The 22,637-nt window shown below is 58.9% G+C and carries 23 protein-coding genes and 1 tRNA gene; 12 read left to right on the top strand and 12 right to left on the bottom strand.

What is annotated here, in order from left to right; genetic code table 11:
* Positions 1–2: 2 nt before the first annotated feature.
* The 3 genes from HY696_03430 to guaA all read left to right on the top strand — a co-directional run bounded on the left by HY696_03430 (position 3) and on the right by guaA (position 5,886).
* Complete coding sequence (locus HY696_03430) at positions 3–2,777, top strand: hypothetical protein (protein MBI4237456.1); 2,775 nt, start codon at positions 3–5, stop codon at positions 2,775–2,777.
* 104 nt (positions 2,778–2,881) lie between these two features.
* Entirely contained in the window at positions 2,882–4,351 is a 1,470-nt protein-coding gene (guaB, locus tag HY696_03425) for an IMP dehydrogenase (GenBank protein MBI4237455.1), read from the top strand.
* Positions 4,351–5,886 (top strand): glutamine-hydrolyzing GMP synthase, encoded by a 1,536-nt coding sequence (gene guaA, locus HY696_03420; GenBank protein MBI4237454.1) that lies wholly within the window; start codon positions 4,351–4,353, stop codon positions 5,884–5,886. The genes guaB and guaA overlap by 1 nt, the downstream gene beginning before the upstream one ends.
* 9 nt (positions 5,887–5,895) lie before the next feature.
* Here guaA and HY696_03415 read toward each other — a convergent pair whose 3' ends face one another.
* The 5 genes from HY696_03415 to HY696_03395 form a co-directional block, all read right to left on the bottom strand.
* Entirely contained in the window at positions 5,896–6,864 is a 969-nt protein-coding gene (locus HY696_03415; GenBank protein ID MBI4237453.1) for a flippase-like domain-containing protein, read from the bottom strand.
* Positions 6,861–7,589, bottom strand: a complete 729-nt coding sequence (locus HY696_03410; GenBank protein MBI4237452.1) for an NTP transferase domain-containing protein — start codon at positions 7,587–7,589, stop codon at positions 6,861–6,863. The genes HY696_03415 and HY696_03410 overlap by 4 nt, the downstream gene beginning before the upstream one ends.
* Entirely contained in the window at positions 7,586–8,227 is a 642-nt protein-coding gene (locus HY696_03405) for an HAD family hydrolase (protein ID MBI4237451.1), read from the bottom strand. The genes HY696_03410 and HY696_03405 overlap by 4 nt, the downstream gene beginning before the upstream one ends.
* Before the next feature lie 72 nt (positions 8,228–8,299).
* Positions 8,300–9,619 carry a CDP-alcohol phosphatidyltransferase family protein gene (locus tag HY696_03400; GenBank protein ID MBI4237450.1) on the bottom strand — a complete coding sequence of 440 codons (1,320 nt, stop codon included), beginning with the start codon at positions 9,617–9,619 and terminating at the stop codon, positions 8,300–8,302.
* Between the two features lie 52 nt (positions 9,620–9,671).
* The gene (locus HY696_03395) at positions 9,672–10,181 is read right to left on the bottom strand and encodes a YjbQ family protein (GenBank protein ID MBI4237449.1); all 510 of its coding nucleotides are present in this window, start codon (positions 10,179–10,181) and stop codon (positions 9,672–9,674) included.
* A gap of 92 nt (positions 10,182–10,273) precedes the next feature.
* On the opposite strand from HY696_03395, the gene HY696_03390 reads away from it, so the two are divergent.
* The 4 genes from HY696_03390 to HY696_03375 are packed head-to-tail and all read left to right on the top strand — an operon-like array spanning position 10,274 to position 12,494.
* Positions 10,274–10,768 (top strand): chemotaxis protein CheD, encoded by a 495-nt coding sequence (locus HY696_03390; GenBank protein ID MBI4237448.1) that lies wholly within the window; start codon positions 10,274–10,276, stop codon positions 10,766–10,768.
* On the top strand, positions 10,765–11,631 hold the full coding sequence (locus HY696_03385) for an HDOD domain-containing protein (protein ID MBI4237447.1): 867 nt from the start codon (positions 10,765–10,767) through the stop codon (positions 11,629–11,631). The genes HY696_03390 and HY696_03385 overlap by 4 nt, the downstream gene beginning before the upstream one ends.
* 3 nt (positions 11,632–11,634) lie before the next feature.
* Positions 11,635–12,027: a response regulator gene (locus tag HY696_03380; GenBank protein ID MBI4237446.1), complete on the top strand. Its 393-nt coding sequence runs from the start codon at positions 11,635–11,637 to the stop codon at positions 12,025–12,027.
* Positions 12,024–12,494, top strand: a complete 471-nt coding sequence (locus HY696_03375; protein MBI4237445.1) for a hypothetical protein — start codon at positions 12,024–12,026, stop codon at positions 12,492–12,494. The genes HY696_03380 and HY696_03375 overlap by 4 nt, the downstream gene beginning before the upstream one ends.
* On the opposite strand, the gene HY696_03370 is transcribed toward HY696_03375, so the two are convergent.
* The 6 genes from HY696_03370 to HY696_03345 all read right to left on the bottom strand — a co-directional run bounded on the left by HY696_03370 (position 12,491) and on the right by HY696_03345 (position 18,022).
* Positions 12,491–12,775 (bottom strand): hypothetical protein, encoded by a 285-nt coding sequence (locus HY696_03370; GenBank protein MBI4237444.1) that lies wholly within the window; start codon positions 12,773–12,775, stop codon positions 12,491–12,493. The two genes, HY696_03375 and HY696_03370, sit on opposite strands and share 4 nt — an antisense overlap.
* A 113-nt stretch (positions 12,776–12,888) precedes the next feature.
* Positions 12,889–13,596 (bottom strand): carotenoid biosynthesis protein, encoded by a 708-nt coding sequence (locus tag HY696_03365; protein ID MBI4237443.1) that lies wholly within the window; start codon positions 13,594–13,596, stop codon positions 12,889–12,891.
* A gap of 15 nt (positions 13,597–13,611) precedes the next feature.
* Positions 13,612–13,983, bottom strand: coding sequence for a septum formation initiator family protein (locus HY696_03360; protein MBI4237442.1), 372 nt, complete (start codon positions 13,981–13,983; stop codon positions 13,612–13,614).
* Entirely contained in the window at positions 13,980–15,041 is a 1,062-nt protein-coding gene (gene ruvB / locus HY696_03355; GenBank protein ID MBI4237441.1) for a Holliday junction branch migration DNA helicase RuvB, read from the bottom strand. The genes HY696_03360 and ruvB overlap by 4 nt, the downstream gene beginning before the upstream one ends.
* Positions 15,038–15,640: a Holliday junction branch migration protein RuvA gene (ruvA, locus tag HY696_03350; GenBank protein MBI4237440.1), complete on the bottom strand. Its 603-nt coding sequence runs from the start codon at positions 15,638–15,640 to the stop codon at positions 15,038–15,040. The genes ruvB and ruvA overlap by 4 nt, the downstream gene beginning before the upstream one ends.
* A 57-nt stretch (positions 15,641–15,697) precedes the next feature.
* Positions 15,698–18,022: a hypothetical protein gene (locus HY696_03345; protein ID MBI4237439.1), complete on the bottom strand. Its 2,325-nt coding sequence runs from the start codon at positions 18,020–18,022 to the stop codon at positions 15,698–15,700.
* A 297-nt stretch (positions 18,023–18,319) separates the two neighbouring features.
* Here HY696_03345 and HY696_03340 point away from each other — a divergent pair, with 297 nt between their 5' ends.
* From HY696_03340 to HY696_03320, 5 genes are all read left to right on the top strand, one after another.
* Entirely contained in the window at positions 18,320–18,532 is a 213-nt protein-coding gene (locus HY696_03340; protein MBI4237438.1) for a cold-shock protein, read from the top strand.
* 365 nt (positions 18,533–18,897) lie between these two features.
* Positions 18,898–18,972: transfer RNA gene (locus HY696_03335), tRNA-Glu, on the top strand.
* A 61-nt stretch (positions 18,973–19,033) separates the two neighbouring features.
* Positions 19,034–19,621, top strand: coding sequence for a hypothetical protein (locus tag HY696_03330; GenBank protein ID MBI4237437.1), 588 nt, complete (start codon positions 19,034–19,036; stop codon positions 19,619–19,621).
* 314 nt (positions 19,622–19,935) lie between these two features.
* A protein-coding gene (locus HY696_03325) for an IS3 family transposase (protein ID MBI4237436.1) occupies positions 19,936–21,062 on the top strand; the annotation gives its coding sequence in 2 pieces (ribosomal slippage) (positions 19,936–20,188 and positions 20,188–21,062; 1,128 coding nt in all).
* Positions 21,017–21,370, top strand: a complete 354-nt coding sequence (locus HY696_03320) for a hypothetical protein (protein MBI4237435.1) — start codon at positions 21,017–21,019, stop codon at positions 21,368–21,370. The genes HY696_03325 and HY696_03320 overlap by 46 nt, the downstream gene beginning before the upstream one ends.
* Before the next feature lie 45 nt (positions 21,371–21,415).
* On the opposite strand, the gene HY696_03315 is transcribed toward HY696_03320, so the two are convergent.
* Positions 21,416–22,558 (bottom strand): Fic family protein, encoded by a 1,143-nt coding sequence (locus HY696_03315; GenBank protein ID MBI4237434.1) that lies wholly within the window; start codon positions 22,556–22,558, stop codon positions 21,416–21,418.
* Positions 22,559–22,637 lie beyond the last annotated feature (79 nt).

The raw sequence follows: 22,637 nt of genomic DNA, 5'->3' as shown, positions 1-22,637 counted from the left end.
AAATGCAAAGTGCAAACTGCAAAATGCAAATTTGCGGAACCGTGGGGCTGCTCTGCCTACTTGGGTCCGCGCTGGCCCATGCGGATCCGTGCCGCGTGACGTCAGCCGCGGATCGGGGAGAGGGGAGCCTCCGCGCGCGGGTCGAGGCAGTAACGGAGCGGGGCGAATGTGTCAGTAATGATGCCGGGTTGCGCGAACAGTACAAAGACTATCTCAAGACCGCTCCCGACTTTCACGTCATTTATTGGGACCAATCGATGGAGATCGTGTTGGAGACCGCGTTGCCGGCGTTGCACGGGCGGGGTGGGCGTCCGCTGATCCTGCGAGTGGCGCCTGAAACCGTGGTCCGGATTCGCGGCGAGCGGTTGGCGGCCGGCGGTCGTGGTGTAGTGGTGGAGGGGAGCGGGGGGCATGTGATCCTCGACGGACTCACGCTGTCGCACTTCCCGGAGACTGCGTTGACGATTGAAGCGGATGATGGCGCGGTGCTGCAAACGCGGGTTCTGGCCAGTGGGCGCGTCGCGGATGCGGCGCATCCGGATGGTCGTCCGGCGGTATTGATTCGGGGGCGCCGCGTTCAAATGGTCGGGGGGGAAGTCGCGGAAAATCGGGGTCCCGGCGTGATGGTGAGTGAAGATGGGGGCATTACTGCGTGTCAGAGTTTGCAGTATCGGAGTGGGGAGCGGGCCCAGTTGGAGCACGGCGAGATCCACGACAACGGTGGCGAGGGCGTGATCATTAATGCCTTCAATGTCCATGTCCATGAAATGACGATTGCGCACAATGCCAAGGCGGGGTTGTTGCTGCGCAGTGAATCCGTCGCTGCGGCGTGTGCGCGGGCGCAGGGCAACGCCATTCCAGCCGATGCGTGGCATACGGCCCATGTCACGGCCACGCGGTTTTGGGAAAATGGCGGGCCGGATGGGGAAGGCATTCAAGTCAGCACGCATCCGCTGCCGCCGCCGGTCGATCTCGTCGCGGTTTCGCCGGTAACCGATGCCGAACTCGTCGTGGTCGGGAATATCAGTCGGCCCGTCGAAGTGGATCCGGTCTGGACCGATGCCCAGCTCGATTTTTCGACGTTGCGTGTTGAGATCTATCTGAATCACAGCGGCACGCGGGGCCAAGGACGCTATTATTTGGCGACTACGGACCAAATCGATCGCACCACGCGACGGTTCGTGATGCATCTGCCGCTGCCGATCAAAACGCCGGAAGGGGATGTCGTGACGTCCCCGGTATTGACGGCAACAGTGGTGGATGTGGAGCATGGCAATACGTCACCGTTTGCCGTGCCGTTGGATACGCGGCAATCGGCGGATTGGGATCGGGATGGAATTAGCAATGCGGAAGAAGACGCGAATCACGACGGCCTTGTGGATGTGCAAGAAACCGATCCGCGGCTGGCCGATTCCGATGGCGACGGCGTCAGCGACGGTGAAGAGCGGTTATTGATCGGGCATGTGGCGGAACTGTTGCGCGGGAACGGTAGTGGTGGATTGGCGTTGAGCCAGTTGCGTGGCTTGGATCCGCGCAATCCCGACTCGGACGGGGACTGCCTGCCGGATGGCGTGGAACTCGGAATGAGTGCTGAGAACATGCCGGCATGGGAACCGACACCGGGTTCCGTGTTGGCGCGGCCGCGCGTGGAATTTTCGCCCGCGTGCCTCAATGCCTTCCGTGACGCGCAATTGAGCCAAATGGGCAACGCCACGGCGTGGGACTCGAGCAAACCAGCCACGCCGGACAACGCGACCGCAGTCTTCGATACCGATCCCACCACGTGGAGCGATCCGACCAATCCGGATACGGATAGCGACGGATTACGCGATGGGGCTGAAGACACCAATAGCGATGGTCGTCGAAATACCAAGGAGCCGGTTGTGGCGGCCGAGGCGGCGACGGCGTTGCTCGGCACGGGGACACCGGAGTGGCTGGAGACCGATCCGCGACTGACCGATTCGGATGGGGATGGGCTGCCGGATGGCGATGAGGGTGATAAGAATGCGGATGGCCAGTTGGGAGCCGCGGAGACGGATCCGCTGCGGGCGGATACCGACGGAGACCATATTGCCGATGCGGCGGAAGTCCGCACCTTCGGGACGCTGCCGAATGGTTGCGATAGCGATGACGATGGGCTGAGCGACGGGTTGGAGGTCGGCGAAATCAATCCGTTCGCGGCGAGCACCGATTGTATGGGGTTGCAGAGCGCAGGGAGCAATTTTGACAACGTGCGCGCGCTGGATCCGTTGAAACCCGATGCCGATGGCGACGGAATCGCCGATGGCGACGAAGACGCAAATCACAACGGCTGGCTCGATCCGGAGGAGACCGACCCTTCGACCAAAGATTCGGACGCGGATGGGATTCCCGACTATGTCGAAGTGACCGGCGACTTGGATGGCGACCGGATGCCCGATCTGACCCGTGATGTGCTGAATAACGGCGCCGGTTGTGCGCCGCCGGCGTCGTTGCTCGATGTCGATTGTGATGGCACCCCGAACGCCCGCGATGACGACAGCGATAACGATGGCTGTCTGGACCGCGATGAAGGCCTGTCACCGGTGAATGATCCAAATGGAATTCCGGCGGCCTTCAACGCGGTCGTGAAGCGGTGCGAATTGAGTGGCACCAACTCCGCCGTGTCGAGCGGGACCGCGCCGGCGGACGCTGGGACCGAGGCGGCAGGACCGACTCCGCTGGATGAGGCGGAAGAGTACTATTCACGGCAAATCAAGGGGGGCGGTGGGTGCTCTTTGGTGACTGGTGGCTCGTGACTGGTGACTGGGAACGGACCACGTGAGTCCCATTGCCCAGCCACCAGTCACGAGCCACCAGTCACCTCCTTGACAGCAGCACCACTCCTGAATATGAGCCGACCATGGAACCGGTCATTCTCCCGCAAGCCCTGACGTTCGACGATGTTTTGCTCGTTCCTCAAGAATCGGCATTGCTCCCCGCGGATGTCCAGACGCAGACGCAGCTGACCGCCCGCATTCAGCTCGGCATCCCGATCTTGAGTGCGGCGATGGATACCGTGACCGAAGGGAAAACGGCCATCGTGATGGCGCAAGAGGGTGGACTCGGTATTATTCACAAAAACCTGTCGATCGAAGAACAAGCTGCCAAAGTGGCGCGGGTCAAAAAATTCGAGAGCGGGATTGTGCGTCAACCGGTCACGTTGCAGCCGACCGATCCGCTGACGCGTGCGCTCGACCTTCGCGCCGAACACCACATTTCCGGATTTCCAGTCGTGGAGGCCGACGGCCATTTAGTCGGAATCCTGACCAATCGCGACATCCGCGCCGCGACGGACTTTGCGCGGCCGGTCGCCGAACTGATGACGCCACGCTCGCGCCTGATCACGGCGCCGGAAGGCGTGACGCTGCAGGCGGCGATTACGCTGTTACATCAACATCGCATTGAAAAACTTCCGGTGGTGAGTCGGGCCGATGCACTCGTGGGGCTGATCACAATTAAAGACGTGGAAAAGGCGCGTGCCTATCCCCACGCGGCAAAAGACAGCGAAGGCCGGTTGCGGGTGGGCGCGGCGATCGGCGTCGGATCGGACGGGCTGGAGCGGGCTGCCGCGTTGTTGGCCGCCGGTGTCGATATCCTCTGCGTCGACACGGCGCATGGGCATACGCGCGCCGTCTGCGACGTCGTGCAGGCGCTGCGTCGCGTGCATGCCGATGTCGAAGTGATCGCCGGCAATGTCTCGACTGCGGAAGGCGCGGCCGCGTTAGTGCGTGCCGGAGCGACGGCGATCAAGATCGGGCAGGGACCAGGGAGCATTTGTACGACGCGGATGGTGAGCGGCTGCGGCATGCCGCAGTTCACGGCCGTTTCCGAATGTGCGCGCGTCACGCGTGACGCGCACGTCACGCTGATCGCGGACGGCGGGATCAAATATTCCGGAGATATCGTCAAGGCGCTGGCGGCCGGAGCGGACGCCGTGATGATCTGCTCGCTCTTTGCCGGCACGGACGAGGCGCCTGGGGAACGCGTCCTCTATCAAGGACGGAGCTACAAAGTCTATCGTGGCATGGGGTCGCTCTCCGCGATGCTGCGCGGGAGCCGTGAACGGTACGGCCAAGCGCATGTGCGCGAGGCGGGCAAGCTGGTGCCGGAAGGCGTCGAGGGGCGCGTGCCGTATCGGGGTCGCCTCGCCGACATGCTCTATCAATTGGTCGGCGGGTTGCGGTCCGGCATGGGCTATGTCGGTGCGCCGGACCTCACCGCGTTGCGAACGCGCGCGCGATTCGTCCGGATCACCGCTGCGGGATTACGCGAATCGCACGTTCACGATGTCACGATCACGCAGGAGGCGCCGAATTACTCGGTGGAATAATGCACAAAATACTCATCCTCGATTTCGGGTCGCAATATACGCAGCTGATTGCGCGGCGGGTGCGCGAGGCACAAGTGTACGCCGAGATCCAACCGTGCACGTGGACCGTCGAACAAGTCCGTGCGTTTGCCCCGCAAGGGTTGATTTTGTCGGGCGGACCGGCCTCGGTCACTGACACCGATGCGCCGCGCCTCGATCCCGCATTGCTGCAACTCGGCCTCCCGGTGTTAGGCGTCTGCTATGGCATGCAGGCCATGGTGCAACAACTGGGCGGCGCGGTCGCGTGCAGTACGCGGCGCGAGTATGGTCGGGCGACCGTGGAGTTTGAAACCACGCAACCGTTGTTGCAAGGTATCGGCGATCGGCTGCAGACCGTCTGGATGAGTCACGGCGATCATGTGCAAACGCTGCCGTCGGGATGCGTTGGGATCGCGCGCTCGACGGACATCGAAGTCGCGGCGTTTGCCGATCCGAAGCGGCGTTGTTACGGACTCCAGTTTCACCCGGAAGTGTTGCACACCGTTCCCGGCACGCAGATTCTCCACAATTTCCTGTTCCAAATTTGCGAATGTGCACGCGAGTGGTCGATCGGATCGTTCCTGGAACGCGCGGTGCGGGAGATTCGAGAGCGGGTCGGCACCGCGCGCGTCGTTTGCGCAGTGTCCGGTGGTGTCGACTCCTCAGTCCTTGCGGCGTTGTTGCATCGGGCGTTGGCCGATCAAGTGGTCTGTCTCTTCGTGGACAACGGATTATTGCGCAAAGATGAATCGACGAAAATCCCCCGACTCTTCGCAGAACGCCTTGGAATTAAGATCCGACGCATCGATGCGGCGGAGCGCTTTCTGCAAAAATTGCGCGACGTGGACGATCCGGAAACGAAACGAAAGATCATCGGGCGCGAGTTCATCGCCGTCTTCGAAGAAGAGGCGCGGGCGATCCCGGGCGTCGCCTATCTGGCCCAAGGAACACTTTATCCCGATGTAATCGAATCGGTCTCCTTCAAAGGACCCTCGGCCACGATCAAGAGCCATCACAATGTCGGCGGACTCCCCGACAAAATGGGCCTCAAACTCGTCGAGCCGCTGCGGGAACTTTTTAAAGATGAAGTCCGTCAGCTGGGCCGCGCGATGGGGATGCCGAATGAATTCATCGATCGGCAACCGTTCCCCGGTCCTGGGTTGGCGGTCCGTATCCTCGGCGCCGTTACTCAAGAACGGCTGGAGATGTTGCGCGACGCCGACCATGTGATGATGCAAGAAATCAAGTCAGCCGGCTGGTACACGCATGTGTGGCAGAGTTTTTGTGTGCTGCTGCCGGTCAAGACCGTCGGCGTGATGGGCGATCAACGGACCTACGAACACGTGGTGGCGGTGCGGGCCGTGCACAGCCAAGATGGCATGACAGCCGATTGGGCCCAACTCCCGTACGAAGTCCTCGGCCGAATCAGCAGCCGGATCATCAACGAAGTCCGCGGGATCAATCGCGTGGTCTACGACGTCACCTCGAAGCCGCCCGGCACGATTGAATGGGAATAAACGTTGAACTTACGTTCCGCGTTTGTCTTGCAGACTCAAACAGACAAATCCAAGCAAGATCCATAGACCGGAGCGGAGTCGCTTCACGATCTGAATCGTCACGCCGAGTGCCGGGGGCAAGTGCATTAAATACAGTGCTCCGCTGAATGCGCCCTCCATGACGCCGAAGGCTCCCGGAATGAACGAAAAGACGAGATTAATGAGCGGCGCTAATGCGCCGAGGATGAACGCCTCCGGCCAACCGAACAATGGGTTGACGGCGTGACCGATCCAATAGATCTCGACGATGCCGAGCATGCGTCCCGCCCAATGGAGCAGCAGGGCGAGCCAAAATCCGGAAGGATCGTGTCGATAAAATTCGGCGATCCGACGGTCGAGTTCTTCGACCTGTTCCACGCGCTGGGGCGCAATATGGCGGCGAATCCTGAAGCGCTTCAGGAGTTGCAATCCGAAACCAAAAAAACCGTGCTGCTGATGCAGGAAAATATACGTAATGAATGCGCACGCGATAATGAGGACAATCGGCAGTCCATAGCGCATGTTCATCGGCAGATGGGGGATGCGCCAGTAGATCAGCAGCACGCCCATCACGATTGTGACCAACGTGGCCATGGCCTGCACGGTGCGATCGATGACGACCGACGCCGTTCCGAAGATCCAGGGGAGGTGACGGCGCAACAAATAGATCCGCATCGGATCGCCGCCCAAAAAACCGGCGGGCGTAATGGTGTTGATCGTCTCGCCGACAACTTTAATGAGATACAGTGACCTGAGCGCGATGCGGCGCCGTTGGCGCAAGATGCGTTGCCAGGCCCAGGCCTGTAGCCAGTGCCACAGCACGCCGAGCACCCCAATGGGCAGCAGCCACCATCCGATCCGACGCAGCTGTGTCCAGACCGTCGCAAAGCCGATTCGCTGCACCAGATGTAGAAACAGTGCGAAGCCGAGCACGAGTAAGAGGAGGCGGAGCCGCTTCATAGAGGGGGGCGGGGTGGGCGCTGGCGCAGGAAGTCGGCGGCGCGGCGCAAGTCGGCGGGTTCGTCGATCTCGACCCAGCCATGACCACTGACGTCCATCACGTGGACCGGCACGTTCGTTGCGACCAATTCGCCCAACACCCATTCGACGCAACTTAGTGTGCCATGCCGCGCTTGTGTCTGGGCCACCGCCTGCCAATACGCCGCTTGCCACGCAGCGGGGATTTGTGTGGCCCCGATATAGCCACAATCCCAAGTCGCCAAGGTCTTATGGATCGCCGCGAGGCGGCCGTGGCCATCGAGCGTCACTTTCATGTCATCGGGACCGAGCGTCCGATCGTGGTCGACGATGGCGGTGATATGGGTCGCTGGCGTGATCATCTGCGCCCGCATCGCGGGATGGTAGAGGTGATCCACATTACAGATCAGGAGATCGCCTTGGGCATAGTCGCGCGCCGCGCAGAGGGTCAACAAGTTCCCGGCCCGATACTCCGGATTTTCGAAGAGCTGGACGTCGGGGGCATGACTCGCCAGCCAGCCGCGCACCAGATCGGCGTGAAAGCCAGCCACCACGCCGATCGACTCGATGGTCGCGCTGCCGCGGAGCCAGCGCAATACGTGTCCCAACAGCGGTTCGTCATGCAGCAGCACTAACGCCTTTGGAAGATCGCGTGTCAGGTCGTGCAGTCGACTACCAAGGCCGGCGGCCAGCACGAGTGCCTTCACGAGAGGAGCTCCCGCAACGAGCGGATGACCCGCACGCCGGGGTACCGATGGTGAAATTCGCCGGCCGCAAATGTCCCGACGCGGCCGGTGAATCCGAGGCCGTGCTGCAACGCCAATGCGGCGTCGTGTAGCGAGTCGCCGACGAAGGTCATCGCGTCGTCTGCGGCCTGGCTGAAGGCGCGCATCGTGGCGAAGTGCGCAATGCCTTTGCCGACGCCATTGCGCCAGCCGCAGACGATGTGGATCGGGAGTTCCCAGCGCTCGACCATCGATTCAACTAACGCCTGTCCATTGTTCGACGAGATCCCTAAAAAATCGCCGCGTTCCGCTAAAATTTGCAAGACTGGCAAGACATCGGGGAATGGCCGCGCTTGCGCGTAATAGTCCAGTTTCCGTCGCTCGAAGGTTGCAACCGTTTCGGCGTTGTTGGGATGATCCGGATAGAGCGTCTGCATTTGTTCCACGAACGGCAGCCCCGAGGTTTGGCGATATTGTTCCTCCGCCTCCGTCGGACTGACGCCGTAGTGCGCTGCGATTAATTCACCGGCCAAATGACGAAATGCGGTCATGGAGTCGATTAATGTGCCGTCGAGGTCGAAGATCCAAACCGATTGCTCCTGTGCCATTGTCGTGGCCACAGGCGTGTGTAGGCTTTGAGGGAGATGCAATGCGGGTTTGGGATCGAACATAGAAGATGCGTCCTTGCTGGATTACAAAGCAATGGCCCGCGCCGTCGCCATGCCGGAATCGGTCTCGAGGTCCGCTGCCGCGTCAGGAATTGTCCGCGCCAGACTGCGGCGAATCGACGGGAGGCGCGGGACCCAGAACGCGGCCACGACCCCCAGCCAACTGCCGATGGCGACAATGGGCAACGCCAACGGCAAGACGCCGGCCATGGCCATCAGGCAGAAGCAGAGCGAGAACCATTCTTTCTTAAAGATCGCTTTGATCCCACGCAATCCGCCGGCCAGGATCGGCGGGAGACGACGGGCCAATGGCTCCATATATTCCCGATCAAACGTGGCCAAACTCGCGGAATTGGAAAAGCGGCGCAGGAACGGGATCAGGATGCCCAGCAACGCGCCAAGCCCGCCGAGCATCGCGGCACCCCAGAGGAAGGAGCGCCAATCGCCGGAGACGCGAAAGTGATGGATACTGAGGCCTACGAAAAAGCTGACCAATGCGAGGTTGTCGCTGGCGGTGTCGATCACTTGGCCGAAACGACTGGTGCGATGGGTCAGTTTCGCCACTTCGCCGTCGCAGCCGTCCATGATGGAGGCGATTTGAAACAACACGCCGCCCACTAACAGCCCGAAGTAGGTGACGCCCGCGGTACCGATCCCGGCGGCCAGGCCGATCAGCATATTGCCGACCGTAATTGCATGCGGACTGACACGCCACCGTGCCAAGATCCGGCTCAACGGGATCGACAGTCGCTTGTTGACGTGCCGTGCAATGAGCCCATTTGCGCCCATGCGGAGCAGTTCACACAGAAAATGTTCGAGGATGCCGATTTGCCCCGCTGCGGTGATGCGACACGAGAGCCCAGGCTGACAGTACGAATGCGTCGTGTCGAGTGCGGTCACGAGTGTGCCGTCGGAGAGCGCGTGGAGCAAGTGCTCGCGAGAGAGGACGCGCGCGGTTTCGGCCAGCGGGCGGTGATACGTGAGACCTGGTCGCAAGACTTCTCGTGCCCAGCGTGGGGAGACCACCGTGAGGCCGTCCAGCACACAAACGCGATCGGCCAAGAGTTCGGTGAGCAAGGTCTGATCGCGCGGGGCTAGGCCACCGCCACTCTGCAGCGGCACGAAATCGAGTTTGAAACCCCGCCCGGCGGCATACCGGGTCCAGAGGCGTATGACCGAGCGGCGCAGTCCCAACGGGGCGACGACGACGAAATGGCTGTGACCGCTATCCGCCAATGTCAGGACGCTGCGCAAAAAGAGCGGCACGCCTAAGATCGGTTGACTATATAAACCCTCGCGTTCCTTATCGCAGGAGGCGAGGGCGATTAGCACCTCAGCAGCCATGATGCCCGGACCTAGCAGATAGGCGGGGTTGGATCAAGAACTGATAGTTAGTTCACTCGCCGAGGATTTGGACGACTAATTGGCGTTGACGGGGTCCGTCGAAGTCGATCACCGAGATGCGTTGCCAGCGTCCGAGCAGTAGTTTCCCGTTGCGGACCAACAGACTGGTCGTCGCATTTCCGATCAGGAACGATTTGACGTGCGCGTCGGCGTTGCGATCGCAGCGATTGTCTTCCGCGCAGCGATTTTTCGTCCGCAATGGGCTGTTGTGCAAATAATCATTCACGCGCGGCGCGATCTCGCTTAACGCGCGGTGAATGTCCATCAACAGCATCGGTTCATCGAGTTCGTTGACGCTGAGCACCGTGGTTGTGTGCATGACCTGTGCGGTGAAGAGTCCGTTGGCAATTTCGCTCGCGGCGACTAATTGCTGAAACTGTTCCGTGAGGTCCTCAATGAAGAAAATATCCTGAGGGCCGACGAATTGTTTGAGCTTCGGGTCGAGGGTGGGAAGATTGTTGTCGCCCGTCGAAATCGTGAGTTCTTTCCAATAGGTCCGCATGGCGCGCGTGCATAACGAATCTATTCGTAAAAGTCTAGATTTTATTTGCACAGTCCTTGCGTTTTCGCTGCGCATTTGGCAATGCCTAGTCCATGTCGAGTGAACCAGCGCACACCATTCTGATTCCGAAGGGGCAGTGCGAAGTCGCGATCGATACCGCCGCCATTTTAAAGACCCGATCTCTCGGCGGTTGCATTGCCGTTCTCGCGCACGATCCTGTGCATCATGTGGGTGGATTGCTACACGTTATGTTGCCACGCGCTGTTTACAGCCGCTCCAACAGCGATGTCTTGCCAACCCTCTATGCGGATACTGGAGTGCCGTTATTGCTCCAACGGATGCACGGTTTAGGCGCGCGGACTGAAAACCTGACCGTCAAATTGGCGGGCGGCGGCACGCTGGTTGAGGCCCCGGCCGTGTTGCAACTCGGGTGGCGGACCGCGGTCGCTGTGCGAAAACAACTATGGCGTGCCGGTCTGCTGGTTGCTGCGGAAGCGCTGGGAGGACAACACTCCTGGGAAGTGGCGTTGTTGGTCGGCACCGGCCGCGTGATCATGTCCACTCGAGGAGAGGAGCGGCAGCTATGAGCCAGACCGAACTGATCTTGGCCGCCGTCGACAAGCTGCCGACCCTGCCTGGGGTCGTGGCCCGGATGTGTGCCCTGGTCTCGAGCGACGTCTGGAGTGCGGAGGATTTTGAAGAAGTCGTGGGGCCCGATCCCGCGCTGACCGCCAATTTGCTGCGCTTTGCCAATTCGCCGTATTTCGGGCTGCGGCGCAAGATCACCACGGTCCAACAGGCCGTGATGCTGATGGGCATCAAGCGGGTGTTTGAAATCGCCGCGATGGGCGCCTTTTCCCGGATCATTCCGCCGTATTTGAGCGGCTACGAGACCAAGGCCGCGGACTTTTGGGTCCATTGCGTCGCGGTCGCGATGTTGAGCGAACGCCTTGTCGTGGAGCTCGGGGTCAAAATGCCGGAACTCATTTTCACGGCCGGACTGCTGCACGACATTGGCAAGCTCGTGATCGGCGTGTTCCTCTCGAATCAATCGAAGCAGATCGTGGTGGAAGGCGATTCGAGCGTCGGCCACTTTCTGGATGCCGAGCGTGCGGCATTAGGGACGGATCACACGGAATTAGGTGGCGCATTGGCGAAAAAATGGAATCTCCCGGAGGTGGTGGAATACACCGCGCTGTGGCATCACCGCCCGAGCGAGGCGCCGGATGAAGGACATCGCGTCGTCGTGGACCTGGTCCATACCGCCAATGCGTTGGCGCATTCGCTCGGCTACGGCGTCGATCGCGGCGAACTCTCGCGTCAAGTGGACCCAGCCGTCTTGCAACGGTTGCATGTCCAGGCGCATCGTTTGGAGCGCGTGGCGGGAGAGACGTTCGCGCAGATCCAGAGCATGGGTGAATTCATCACGAAAGACCTGCCGAAGGGATGATCCGTGGGCCTGAAGATCCTCGTCGTGGAACCGAATATCGTTGCGCGGGCGTATTGCGTGCGGGCGTTGCAGCTCGCCGGCATTGATCGCAGCGCCATCCGTGAAGCGAGTCAGGGTCGCGAAGCGTTAGTCATGGTGCGTGAGGAACGAGTGGACCTGATCATTACTGCACTGGCGATGCCCGAACTGGATGGACCGGAATTGCTTGTGGCACTGCGCGGGGAATCGCAGTTGGCGAATATTCCAGTCGTGCTGCTGACCAGCGAACGGAATGCGCGGCGCGCTGCGGCCATCGCACAACACGGTGTTCGTGGCGGTCTGGAACGTCCGTTTCGTCCGGAGGCGGTGCGCGCGGTGCTGAACGATCTATTGCCACAATCAGGGGCGACCACGTGAGTGCACTCAACGACAATCTGTTAACCACCGAGTGGCCGTCGACGGTCGTGCGCGCGGCAGGGGATGGCGCGTTTCTGTTACTCGAACCGGTCGAAGAAACCGATCCGTGGCGCGACGCGGTCTCGCTCGGTGTGGTCTCGTTTGTCGGTGCGACGGCCGGAAAAGTCGTGGTGGCCGGCACTGCCCGAGTGGCGCGGGAAGCGGCTGTCAATTTGCTCGGTCGCGATTTGCCGAATGACGACACCTTCGACACGGCGGCCATGGCGGCATTGGCCGATCTGCTGGCCGGCGCACTATTAACGCAGTGGCAAGGAAGCGACGCGGTCTGGGAGCTTGGGATGGCGCAGGGTTTCGTGGAGACACCGGAACGGTTCGCAGAACTGATCGGCACGGCTCCCGCATGGTTGGGTCATTTTCGAACCGATGAAGGGCAACGGTTCGAGGTTGTCGTCCTCAGTGAAGGCTAATGGGCGGAATTGTCGCGCCGCACCAGTTGCGACGCGTGCCGATGCAGCCAGGAAAGATGGGCAGTGTGGCGGTTTTCCATTTCGTCGGGCGTGTATTCCGTCTGTTCAATAGCGCGGATGATCTGATCGACACTCAATTGCAGTCCTAATTCGTGGGCCATCGTAATCATTTCATCTTGCAGCTCGTCCCGCAGTTGACGACGCTTATCTTCGATCGACAACTGCTGCCAGTGCCGTTCCGTGTTCCGTCGCCGTGTTATGTTTTGTTCCTGTTGTCCCATGGCCCGTTCCTCCCCAACGTTAGGGCATCCGATAGCGCCAGCGCGTCGTAGTGATCAAGTGTCAGTTGAACCAAATAGAAAGTGATGCCAGGGAGACGAGTTATCCACAGTGATTAAAGCTGTCTCTTCACCAAGAGTCCAACCGCTAGCAGCAATATTGAGGAAATTGCCCCCAGGGCATACGCCCCTATAGACCAAGCCAGCACGATATTAAACAGCGCGATGCTGAAATAAAAGGCAAGGTCCATCAGATTGTGCGTACGTGCGTAGGTGCGTACGTGCGTACGTCCTGGAATGAGTTCCCAGAGCCATTGATTGACGAGGATGATGACGAGTGGAACGAGAAACCAACCGAGAAAATTCGTGAATGGGACGCCGAAATACCATCCCGGATGCGCGTAATCGTAGATATCGCCCAGAAACCACCGCTCTCCGAGATTCGCGACCGGATCAATGATGATATCGAGCAACATCGTCAATGCGGCCCCGAGCAGCGCGCGGCGCCAGCGCACGGAGGAGTCCGCTGCTTCACGAGGGCGCAACAAGAAGGTCGCCGTCGTGTAGCTGGCATAAATCAGGAACGGATAGGAGAGCGAGTCCCAGACCGGCACGCCCCACAACAGCCAGTCGCGGGTCAAATTTTCATAGCGATAGCTGTACCAGCCATAGGGGAATCCATTGCGAATCGAACTGGCCTCCGAGATCCAAGCGATCCAGTACCCGGTAGTCAGCCAGAACAACGCGCGTGTGGTGCCGAACCGCCGGATGGCGAGGTAGAGAAACGCGCAGAGAAAGGCGAGCACATACGGGCGATGGAGCATGGGTGACGGCTTTCGTTATTTGCCGGCCGTGCGCGGCGTGGTGATCGTGGCCGGCGGTGTGCCAACGCGGACTTCCGGTTCCGGAAACTGATAAATCAATTCGCCGCTGCGGACGTAGCCGAGTTCACGACGGATGATCAGCTCCAGATAATCCGGATCATCCAGCCGGACTTTTTCTTGCGCCAACGTTTGGAGACGGCTGGAGAGCGCGAGTTCGCGTTGGCGTAGTTCACCTTCGGTGTGACGCAATTGGCGCAGCCGCACGAGGCCTTGATCGCCGAAGACGATATACCATCCGAAAATGAGGCTTAACGCTAAGGCCGCGAGCGGGATCGGGTTGATCCACTCCCGCCAGGATCCGAGGATGTGCCGCAACCATTTGGTCATGCGTCACCTGCACGATACAGATCCCCTTGCCGCAAGTGTGTCGGTGCGGTGCGCCCAAAGTGCTCGTAACTGCGGGTCGTCGCCACGCGACCGCGTGGGGTGCGGGCCAGATACCCGTGTTGGATCAGAAACGGTTCATACACGTCTTCGATCGTGTCGCGCGCCTCGCTGACCGCCGAGGCGATGGTCTCGATTCCGACCGGGCCGCCGTTAAATTTTTCGATAATGGTGAGAAGAATTTTTCGATCCATCGGATCGAAGCCCGCCTGATCGACGGAGAGGAGGGTCAACGCGTCTCGGGCGACGGCGATGTCGATCCGTCCGGCCGCGCGGACTTGGGCAAAGTCGCGCGCGCGGCGGAGCAGCCGATTCGCAATCCGTGGTGTGCCGCGAGAGCGGAGCGCAATTTCCAATGCGGCAGCGGGCGGCAACGCCGTCTGTAACAATTCCGCCGAGCGGCTCAGGATCTGCGCGAGTTCCTCCGGGGCATAATATTCCAGTCGGGAAACGATTCCGAAACGATCGCGCAGCGGCGACGTGAGCAGCCCGACGCGCGTCGTCGCGCCGATTAACGTGAAGTGGGGGAGATCGATCCGCACCGTGCGGGCAGCCGGCCCCTGGCCGACAACCAAATCCAGGCGGAAGTCTTCCATTGCTGGATAGAGGAGTTCTTCGACGATGCGCGGCAGCCGGTGGATTTCGTCGATGAACAGGACTTGACGCGCCTCGAGATTGGTCAAGATCCCGGCTAAATCGCCTGCGCGTTCCAGCACCGGACCCGACGTGATGTGAATCGCCACGCCGAGTTCCGCCGCGATGATATGCGCCAAGGTCGTCTTGCCGAGTCCCGGTGGACCGCAAAACAGCGCGTGATCGAGCGCCTCCCGCCGCCGGCTGGCCGCTTCAATGAAGATCGTCAGCGCTTCCTTGACCGCGTTTTGGCCCACGTATTCGGCGAGCCGTTTCGGGCGGAGCGAGGCCTCGAACGCGGCTTCTTCGCCGCCGTTCGGCGTGAGGTCGAACGGGTCGTCGCTGGCGGATGGAAGTGCCGTGGTCATCGGGTTGCCAATTCCTTCAACGCCTCACGAATCAGCCCGCTCAACGTGGCCCCGTGGCTGCGTTGTTGCGCCGTGCGCACCGCGGGCTCGGCCACTTGTCGGGCATAGCCCAAGTTCAACAGCGCCGACAACGCATCGTGGTTGATGCCGGTCGATCGGTCGGTGCCCGCGGATGGGAGATTGACCAACACCTGGTCTTTCAACAGTCGATCCCGCAAGTCGATCACGATCCGTTCCGCAGTTTTCTTGCCGATTCCTGGAATGGTCGCTAACTGTCGCGCGTCTTCGCCGATCACGGCCTGCACTAAATCGGGCGTGGAGAGTCCGGAGAGCAGCGCCAGCGCCGACTTCGGCCCGATCCCGGAGACGGCCAACAGCCGTTGAAACAGCGCCCGTTCCTCTCGCGTGGCAAAGCCGAACAAGCAGAGTTGATCTTCGCGCACATGCGTATGAATGTAGAGCCGCACCGTGGCGCCGGGCTGCGGCAGACATTTGGCCGTTTGGGCCGAGACGAGCGCTTGATATCCGACGCCTTGGACATCGATGATGACGTGATCCTCTTCGAGTGTCGCCAGCAGCCCCGTCAACAATGCAATCATGCGCGCATTGTAGGGATCACGCCGAGCCAGGGCAACGGAATTCGTGCCGTCGCGCCGTTAAAAGAGATCGCCCAAACCGCCGAACGAGCCGACGATCTCGTCGAACGTGTCCTTGACGCCACTGGCCGCCTCTTTTACGGAGCCCCACGCGTCCTCGGCCTCTTTTTTCCACGCCTCGTATTCTTTCTTGGCTTTCTCCTCGAGCTTCGCAGCCTCTTTCGCCGCACTGGCAATCGCGTCTTCTACCGTTTTCTGGACCGACGCGATCTGGCTCAACGTATTCGTAATCGTCTCTTCGAATTGTTGCTTCAGGCTCGCAATCTCGCCTTGGATCGAGCTCACCAGATTATTGATCTCTTGCATCGCGGCGTCGATCTGTTGGTTGGCTTCATCGACGGCCGATTGCACCGTGCCCATCGCGGTCTCGACTGCCGATTGAGCCTCGGCAATCGCGCCTTCCAGCTCGGCCTTGACGGCGTTGAACTTCCCGAGCGCCCCGTCCATCTTCATCTTCGCCGTCCCGGCTTGGCTCTTTACTTTCTCGATATAATCCTTGACTATCTCGAGGCTACACACATTTTCCGGGTCTGTGCAGTTCGCTATCTGGGTTTGCAAGTAGGGCACCCACTGTTTCATCACTTCATCGGCTTTCCCTTTGGCCTCATTCAACGCCGTCTTCACATCCGTGTTATTTTTGAGATCCTCGACCGTCTGCTGAACCTTCTCAAGCGCCGCCTTGGCCTTGGCCTGCGCCTCCGCCTTCTCCTTCTCGATGGCCTCCGTCACTTGCTGCACGGCCTCCCAATCGATCGTGAATTTGGCCGGGAGTAAGGTGACGAGTGTGCCGGTCAAGAAGATCATCGGTTCCACTGCCTCCCCGCCACGGCCAGAGGAGGATGTAGAAGACGAGGTGGAGCCTCCCGACGGCTTCTCTGTCTGCCCGCCCGAGCTGCTGCTACTGGAACTGCTGCCCGTCCGGGTTGGACCTTGACCGGCGCGTGCCAAGTCCAAATCGAGTAACACTTTCAGGATCGATGGAGGCGGGACTTTGTTGTTTCCTCCGATGCGCCCGACCGTGGTTGGGTCAAGCTTGATGGGGGGCTTTCGCGTCCCTCCGCGCGGTGGTTTGTCGGTGTTGTCGTCATCATCGTCGGCTGGAGTACCAGTTGGGGCGCGTGCGTTGTCGGTCCCCGGCTGACCGGCGCGCTTCGGCGCCTTCGGTGCAGTGCCCGCGCCAGCACGCGGAAGTTTCGAGGGTGGCATGCCAGCGGGTGGTACGACGTCAATCCCTGGTGTTGGTTTCTTAGTGCCGGCATTCGTGTCATCACCCGGCTGAGGATCGTTGGGCGCTGTTGGGGCCGTTGGTTCACCCGCGGCAGGAGGGCTGCTCGGAGTCGTCGGGGTTGCAGCGGTGTCCGTGCCGTCATTGGTTGGTGCCGGTTCCAACGCTGCAGGCGTTGCCGAATGTGCGGCATCGGCCAATTTTCCGTCGGTCGGAGCCACCGGTGTTGCCGTGGCGGTGCCGGCGGGCGTTGCTGGAGCCGTGGTGTCGGTTGGTGGCTGTTTGGTTTCTGGTGTCGTGGCATCGTCTGGCGACGGAGTCGTTGACGCTACGGCGTGTTGACTGAGACAGCTGATAGTTGTGTTACACTCCAACAAGCCGACGATATGCGAGAAGTGGAACAACGGCTGCACCGTTGTGATGCCTTCCGACCGTGCTTGGACCAAAAATGGCCGATGTGCCTTCGGATTGAAGACGCTCAGTGTGGGTGGCTCCCCGTCGTACCGACCGCCCGCGCTGAGTGCCGTGGGGCGCGTATCGAACAACGTCGCGCAGTCGACGGGCGCTTCCGTCTTACACGGAGTGCCGACGGCGGTGTCGAAGAAGAGGTCGGCATAAAATGGACTCTGTGGGAGACTGCTGACGGAGAGTGTGAATTCCGGATAGAGCGGCAATGGGGCGTCGTACATTTTGGCCGTCGGCTTGATCGCATAGCTGCCATCCTCATTCTTGGTGATACCGGCCGGGAGCGGCGTGACGACCGTGGCCTTTTCGATGGCGGTCACCTTGGCGCACTGCGCGTCTTCACAATAGCGCACGAAAAAATTGCCGGTCAGCATCTTGCCATAGAGCTCCACCGCTTCGTGCAGCGTCGAGCTAGGGCTGAGGAGTGGAGTGACTGCCGGCTGTGCATCCGAATAAAAGACCGCATAGTCGAGTTGCATCGGGTAAAAACTGTCGAACGTGGCGCGCAATTGCAGCTGCGGCGTTGTCGGTGGCAGGCTCGAATTTTCAGGAGTTTGGTTCGTAGTGGGGAGTGGAGGGGGTGTCGCCGTAGGCCCTTCAGCCGTGTCTTCGCAGCCGAGAATGGCGAGTGGCATGACGAGAGCAAGTACCCGAATCCAGGGGGTCGTGCGCATGGGTCGTCCTTTCTGTGACGTTAAAGCCATTGATAACGCAGCGCTTTATATAGAGGCATCCCTGAGGAACGCAAGGCAATATCCGGGCGTGGAGACTGATGGCACTCAGCTTTTTCATTATTCAGGGCTTGCCAACCAGTGGGGATTCATGTAAGAGGCGCGCATCAACCGTTGTAGGACTTGCGAGGAAGGCCAGGAGTTGTCCACTAGTGATCCTGTCAAATCTTAAGCAAACTACAGCACTACAAGGAGGACATCATGTCCAAACAGACCGGAACCGTTAAGTGGTTCAATGACAGCAAGGGGTACGGCTTTATTACCCCGGATAGTGGCGGAAAAGACCTTTTCGTCCACCATTCCAACATCATCGCGGAAGGGTTTAAGTCCCTCTCCGAAGGCCAAAAAGTCGAGTTCAATATCGGCCAAGGCCCCAAGGGCGAACACGCGACCGAAGTTGTTGCCGTCGGCTAAGTCAGACTTATTCTGATGATGCGTAAAAAAACCGCGTCGGCCTAGCCGGCGCGGTTTTTATTTTTTATCGCGAGGGCCCACTCCAAACTTGCCGAGCCGGAACGACTATGGTAGCAGCGCGCAAGTTTTTCAAAGACATGCGCCCGCGAGGGCGCAGCAGGCAAGGCAGCCAGAGCGGCACAGGAGAATGAAGTAGAGTAACGTCCCCATCGTCTAGCCCGGCGACCGAGTCGGGGTTCCCACGCGGAGCGTGGGACGACGAGGAAGTGCCCGGAGGCGTGAGCCGGAGGGCCCCAGGACATGCGCCCGTGAGGGCGCAGCAGGCAAGGCAGCCAGAGTGGCACAGGAGAATGAAATAGCGTAACGTCCCCATCGTCTAGCCCGGCCCAGGACACCACCCTTTCACGGTGAAGACGCGGGTTCGAATCCCGCTGGGGACGCAAATGAGTCACCGGTAGCGTATTTGAGTCGCCGGTGACTAATTTTTGTACGGAGAGAAATATGGGACCAGAAGGTTGGCTAACAGCCTGCAAAATTGCGGCTGCTATCGGATCGATTGTGGCTATTCTCGGGGGATACGGCTCATGGTATTTCGGAAAGCAAATTGATAAGGACAAAACAACTATGGCCTCAGATAAATCCGCAGAGCCATCCGCTCCAGTATCACCGGTCCCAACAAATCAGAGCCATACTGGGAGTGGTGACAATGTGGCTGGGAACAAATACGAATACAATTTCAATAAACCGCAACTCCCTGCACTCAGAACAATTGAGGAAAAGTATTCAGATAATGCAGACAGCACACACAATCTGATTCGTACGGTTGAAATGAATGCCCCTTATGCAGGCAAATTGGTTGTGACAATCAAAGCAGAGGGACTAAGACAGGCTTCCGTAGAAGCTGGTCCTCGACACACAACGCTACCCGATGGGAATGTTCTGACAGTTACTGGCGGTGGAATGGTTCAGAGTGAACTGCAGACCGATAATTTTTACACAGTGACGATTCCCGCGCCCTCTGGTCGATATATTATTACTGCAGTGACCAAGAACAAAACAGGCGTCGATATTGGTACGGTGTTTCAATAATCTCCACCCTCCATCCCCCCTAAGCCGGATGGACAGTGGATAACTGCATTTGTCAGAAAATAGGCCGCCCTGGATCGCAGGAACAATTTATCGCTGAAGCCCGCTGATAAACGCGTCGACTTGTTCAAACGCCTTGGCGAGATCGCAATCAAGCCCGCATTCTTTTGCTAACCGGTCGAATTTCAGATTCCAGTTTGCCGGAGGATGGTTAATGACCTTGGGCGCTTCATGAGTTTGACCTTCCCCCCACAAACTAGTCCAGTTGCCACCAGAATCGGTCCCCACTAAACGCCCAGCATGGGCAAGGAGGACAGATGAAACGGAAGCGATTTACCGAGGAGCAGATCATCGGGGTGCTCCAGCGTTGGGAGGCGGGGCAGACCGTGGCGGACCTGAGTCGGGAGATCGGCGTGAGCAGTGCCACGCTGTATGAGTGGCGCAAGAAGTACGGCGGGATGACGGTGAGTGATGCCAAACGACTCAAGGCGCTGGACGACGAGAACCGGCAACTCAAGCGGATTGTCGCCGACCAAGCCTTAGAGCTGGTGGCGGTGAAGGATGTACTCTCAAAAAACTGGTAAGGCCTGCCGCACGGCGTGAGGCGGTCCGGTACGTGCAGGACACGTATCAGACCAGTGAGCGGCGGGCCTGTCAGATCATCGGCAGGGCGCGGTCGAGTCAGCGCTACGTATCTCGGCGATGCGACGCGCATGACGAGGCGTTACGGGTGCGCATGCGCACCTTGGCCGAACGCAAGGTGCGCTGGGGATGCCCGATCATTCATGCGATCTGCAAACGGGAGGGATTGGTGGTCAACCACAAACGGACGGAGCGGCTGTATTATCGTGAGCTGGGACTGAGTCTGCGCAAGCGGCGCAAGAAGAAACGGCCGAGTCACGTCCGCCTCGTGATGCCACCGCCGTCGCGACCCAACGAACGCTGGTCCATGGACTTTGTCCATGACCAGTGTCGTGACGGACGGAAGCTCAAGTGTTTTACCCTGGGTGATGATTGCACACGGGAGGCATTGGCGATCGACGTGGCGCGATCGATTCGCGGTGTCCATGTCATCGCTCTACTTGACCGCATTGCGGCACCGCGGGGCTATCCCACGAACATCGTCATGGATAACGGTCCAGAATTTACCTGCTTGGCCATGGAGGATTGGGCGACGACACACGGTGTGCAACTCGATTTTATTGATCCGGGCAAACCCGTCCAAAATGCCTTCCGGGAATCATTCAATGGCCGGTTCCGGGATGAATGTTTGAACCAGGAGCTGTTTGCGGACATCGCGGATGCCCAGCGCAAGATCGAGCACTGGCGTCACGAGTACAATCAGATGCGCCCACATAGCTCACTGGACTATCAGACCCCGGCCGACTATGCGGCACAATGGAACATCAACCACGGGGACTCTCTGGTTCAAACTGGTACATAACATGGGGGATGGTCACTGGCATGGTACTAAAAGCTACGGACTTACATGCCCTTCACGAGGCCCTTTTTCAGATTGCAAAGAAGGCTGATGTTGCAATCAAGCCGGTGTCTCCGCATTGGAAATCAGGGGCGATTCTTACTGCAGGATCATTAAATAGCTTCTTAAAAGATGTGGAACTGGTTTTCCTGAAACTCGAACACATAAAGATCAAATGGTCGTTTAACAAGTTCGAGGATGGTCAAATACTGAAAGCAGAATATTTAAATGAGATTGTGGACAAGATTAATAGAGCTGGCCTGGTTTTTTAGGACAGCAAATCAAGCCGTCATATTCGAACAATCGCAGTATTAAATTTACACCTTCGCCGGCTCATCCAAGATATCCAAAAGCTTTCGAGCGCAATAAATCCGGTTTCGTTTTGCGTCGCTCGTCTGTTTGAGGACACCCGCCTTTTCTAGTTTATCGATGGCACGCTGGGCGGTAGGAAAGGCGATCTTGTGTTTTTTGGCCACGCCACTCACGGTCATAAAGGGATTCGCCATGCAATCGTCAATCAACAGCAAACAATTCTTGTCGGCCTTGCGGGTAAAGGATTGTTTCCACTTCGCAACGGTTTCCTGTATTCGCTTGATGCGACTTAAAGCATCTTCTGACTGACGGGCGACTCCGTTGAGAAAGTATTCAACCCAACCTTCCCAGTCTCCGTTTTCATTTACGGCGCGAAGATGAGCATAATACTCATCTCGCTTGGCTTCAAAAAAGGCGCTGAGATACAAAATTGGCGATGGTAAAATACCGTGCTCCACAAGATACAGGATAATCAGAAGGCGTCCCACGCGACCGTTTCCATCGAGAAACGGGTGAATCGTCTCGAATTGCAAATGGATCAGAGCGATCGTCACGAGTGGCGGGAGTGCGGATTCGTGAAAGAATTTTTCCAAAGCTCCCAAACAATCAATGAGCAGGTGTGGAGGCGGCGGAACATAAGTCGCGTTTTGTAAAGTGCAACCGGCAATACCGATCCAGTTTTGAGATCTCCGGAATTCTCCGGGGGTAGCCATATTGCCCCGAACGCCCTTCATGAGATATTCATGAACCTCGCAAATCAGACGCAATGAAATAGGGAGGGTTTTGAGCCGCTTGATTCCATATTCCAAGGCTTTGACATAGTTTTCGACTTCCCTGAGATCCGACCGATCTCGCTCTGTTTCCACACCGGCCTCATCCGCGAATAATTCCGCCAGTGAAGTTTGGGTCCCCTCAATACGGCTCGACAAGACGGCTTCGCGTCGGACAAAGGGACGAATCAACAGATGAGGGTTGGGTAAGGCGGCCCCGATTGAGGCCAACTGACCGATGAGACGATCAGCATCTGAAAGATGTCTCGCCAGCCGGTCATTCCATTCTATCGGTGGAGGAAGCGGATCAGGGACATAAGCCTGATAGCCTTCCGGACACTTAACATTTGTCCCATGAATTTTCGATTGGTTAGCCATATTAGCGATTCGATAATAAGATGTTCTTTTATTAACGAATATATATAATATCGTTAATAGTAATGCAAGTTATTAACGG

This window comes from Deltaproteobacteria bacterium (genome assembly GCA_016210045.1).
In the GTDB taxonomy this organism is placed as follows: domain Bacteria; phylum UBA10199; class UBA10199.
This window is presented reverse-complemented; position numbering and strand designations above follow the sequence as displayed.

Bases quoted from the DNA above. Each gene is read 5' to 3' on its own strand.
- HY696_03370 (MBI4237444.1), bottom strand. From the start codon at position 12,775: ATGGGACAACAGGAACAAAACATAACACGGCGACGGAACACGGAACGG.
- guaA (MBI4237454.1), top strand. From the start codon at position 4,351: ATGCACAAAATACTCATCCTCGATTTCGGGTCGCAATATACGCAGCTG.
- HY696_03415 (MBI4237453.1), bottom strand. From the start codon at position 6,864: ATGAAGCGGCTCCGCCTCCTCTTACTCGTGCTCGGCTTCGCACTGTTT.
- ruvB (MBI4237441.1), bottom strand. From the start codon at position 15,041: ATGACCACGGCACTTCCATCCGCCAGCGACGACCCGTTCGACCTCACG.
- HY696_03340 (MBI4237438.1), top strand. From the start codon at position 18,320: ATGTCCAAACAGACCGGAACCGTTAAGTGGTTCAATGACAGCAAGGGG.
- ruvA (MBI4237440.1), bottom strand. From the start codon at position 15,640: ATGATTGCATTGTTGACGGGGCTGCTGGCGACACTCGAAGAGGATCAC.
- HY696_03385 (MBI4237447.1), top strand. From the start codon at position 10,765: ATGAGCCAGACCGAACTGATCTTGGCCGCCGTCGACAAGCTGCCGACC.
- HY696_03360 (MBI4237442.1), bottom strand. From the start codon at position 13,983: ATGACCAAATGGTTGCGGCACATCCTCGGATCCTGGCGGGAGTGGATC.
- guaB (MBI4237455.1), top strand. From the start codon at position 2,882: ATGGAACCGGTCATTCTCCCGCAAGCCCTGACGTTCGACGATGTTTTG.
- HY696_03330 (MBI4237437.1), top strand. From the start codon at position 19,034: ATGGGACCAGAAGGTTGGCTAACAGCCTGCAAAATTGCGGCTGCTATC.
- HY696_03365 (MBI4237443.1), bottom strand. From the start codon at position 13,596: ATGCTCCATCGCCCGTATGTGCTCGCCTTTCTCTGCGCGTTTCTCTAC.
- HY696_03345 (MBI4237439.1), bottom strand. From the start codon at position 18,022: ATGCCACTCGCCATTCTCGGCTGCGAAGACACGGCTGAAGGGCCTACG.
- HY696_03395 (MBI4237449.1), bottom strand. From the start codon at position 10,181: ATGCGGACCTATTGGAAAGAACTCACGATTTCGACGGGCGACAACAAT.
- HY696_03390 (MBI4237448.1), top strand. From the start codon at position 10,274: ATGTCGAGTGAACCAGCGCACACCATTCTGATTCCGAAGGGGCAGTGC.
- HY696_03315 (MBI4237434.1), bottom strand. From the start codon at position 22,558: ATGGCTAACCAATCGAAAATTCATGGGACAAATGTTAAGTGTCCGGAA.
- HY696_03320 (MBI4237435.1), top strand. From the start codon at position 21,017: ATGGAACATCAACCACGGGGACTCTCTGGTTCAAACTGGTACATAACA.
- HY696_03400 (MBI4237450.1), bottom strand. From the start codon at position 9,619: ATGGCTGCTGAGGTGCTAATCGCCCTCGCCTCCTGCGATAAGGAACGC.
- HY696_03430 (MBI4237456.1), top strand. From the start codon at position 3: ATGCAAAGTGCAAACTGCAAAATGCAAATTTGCGGAACCGTGGGGCTG.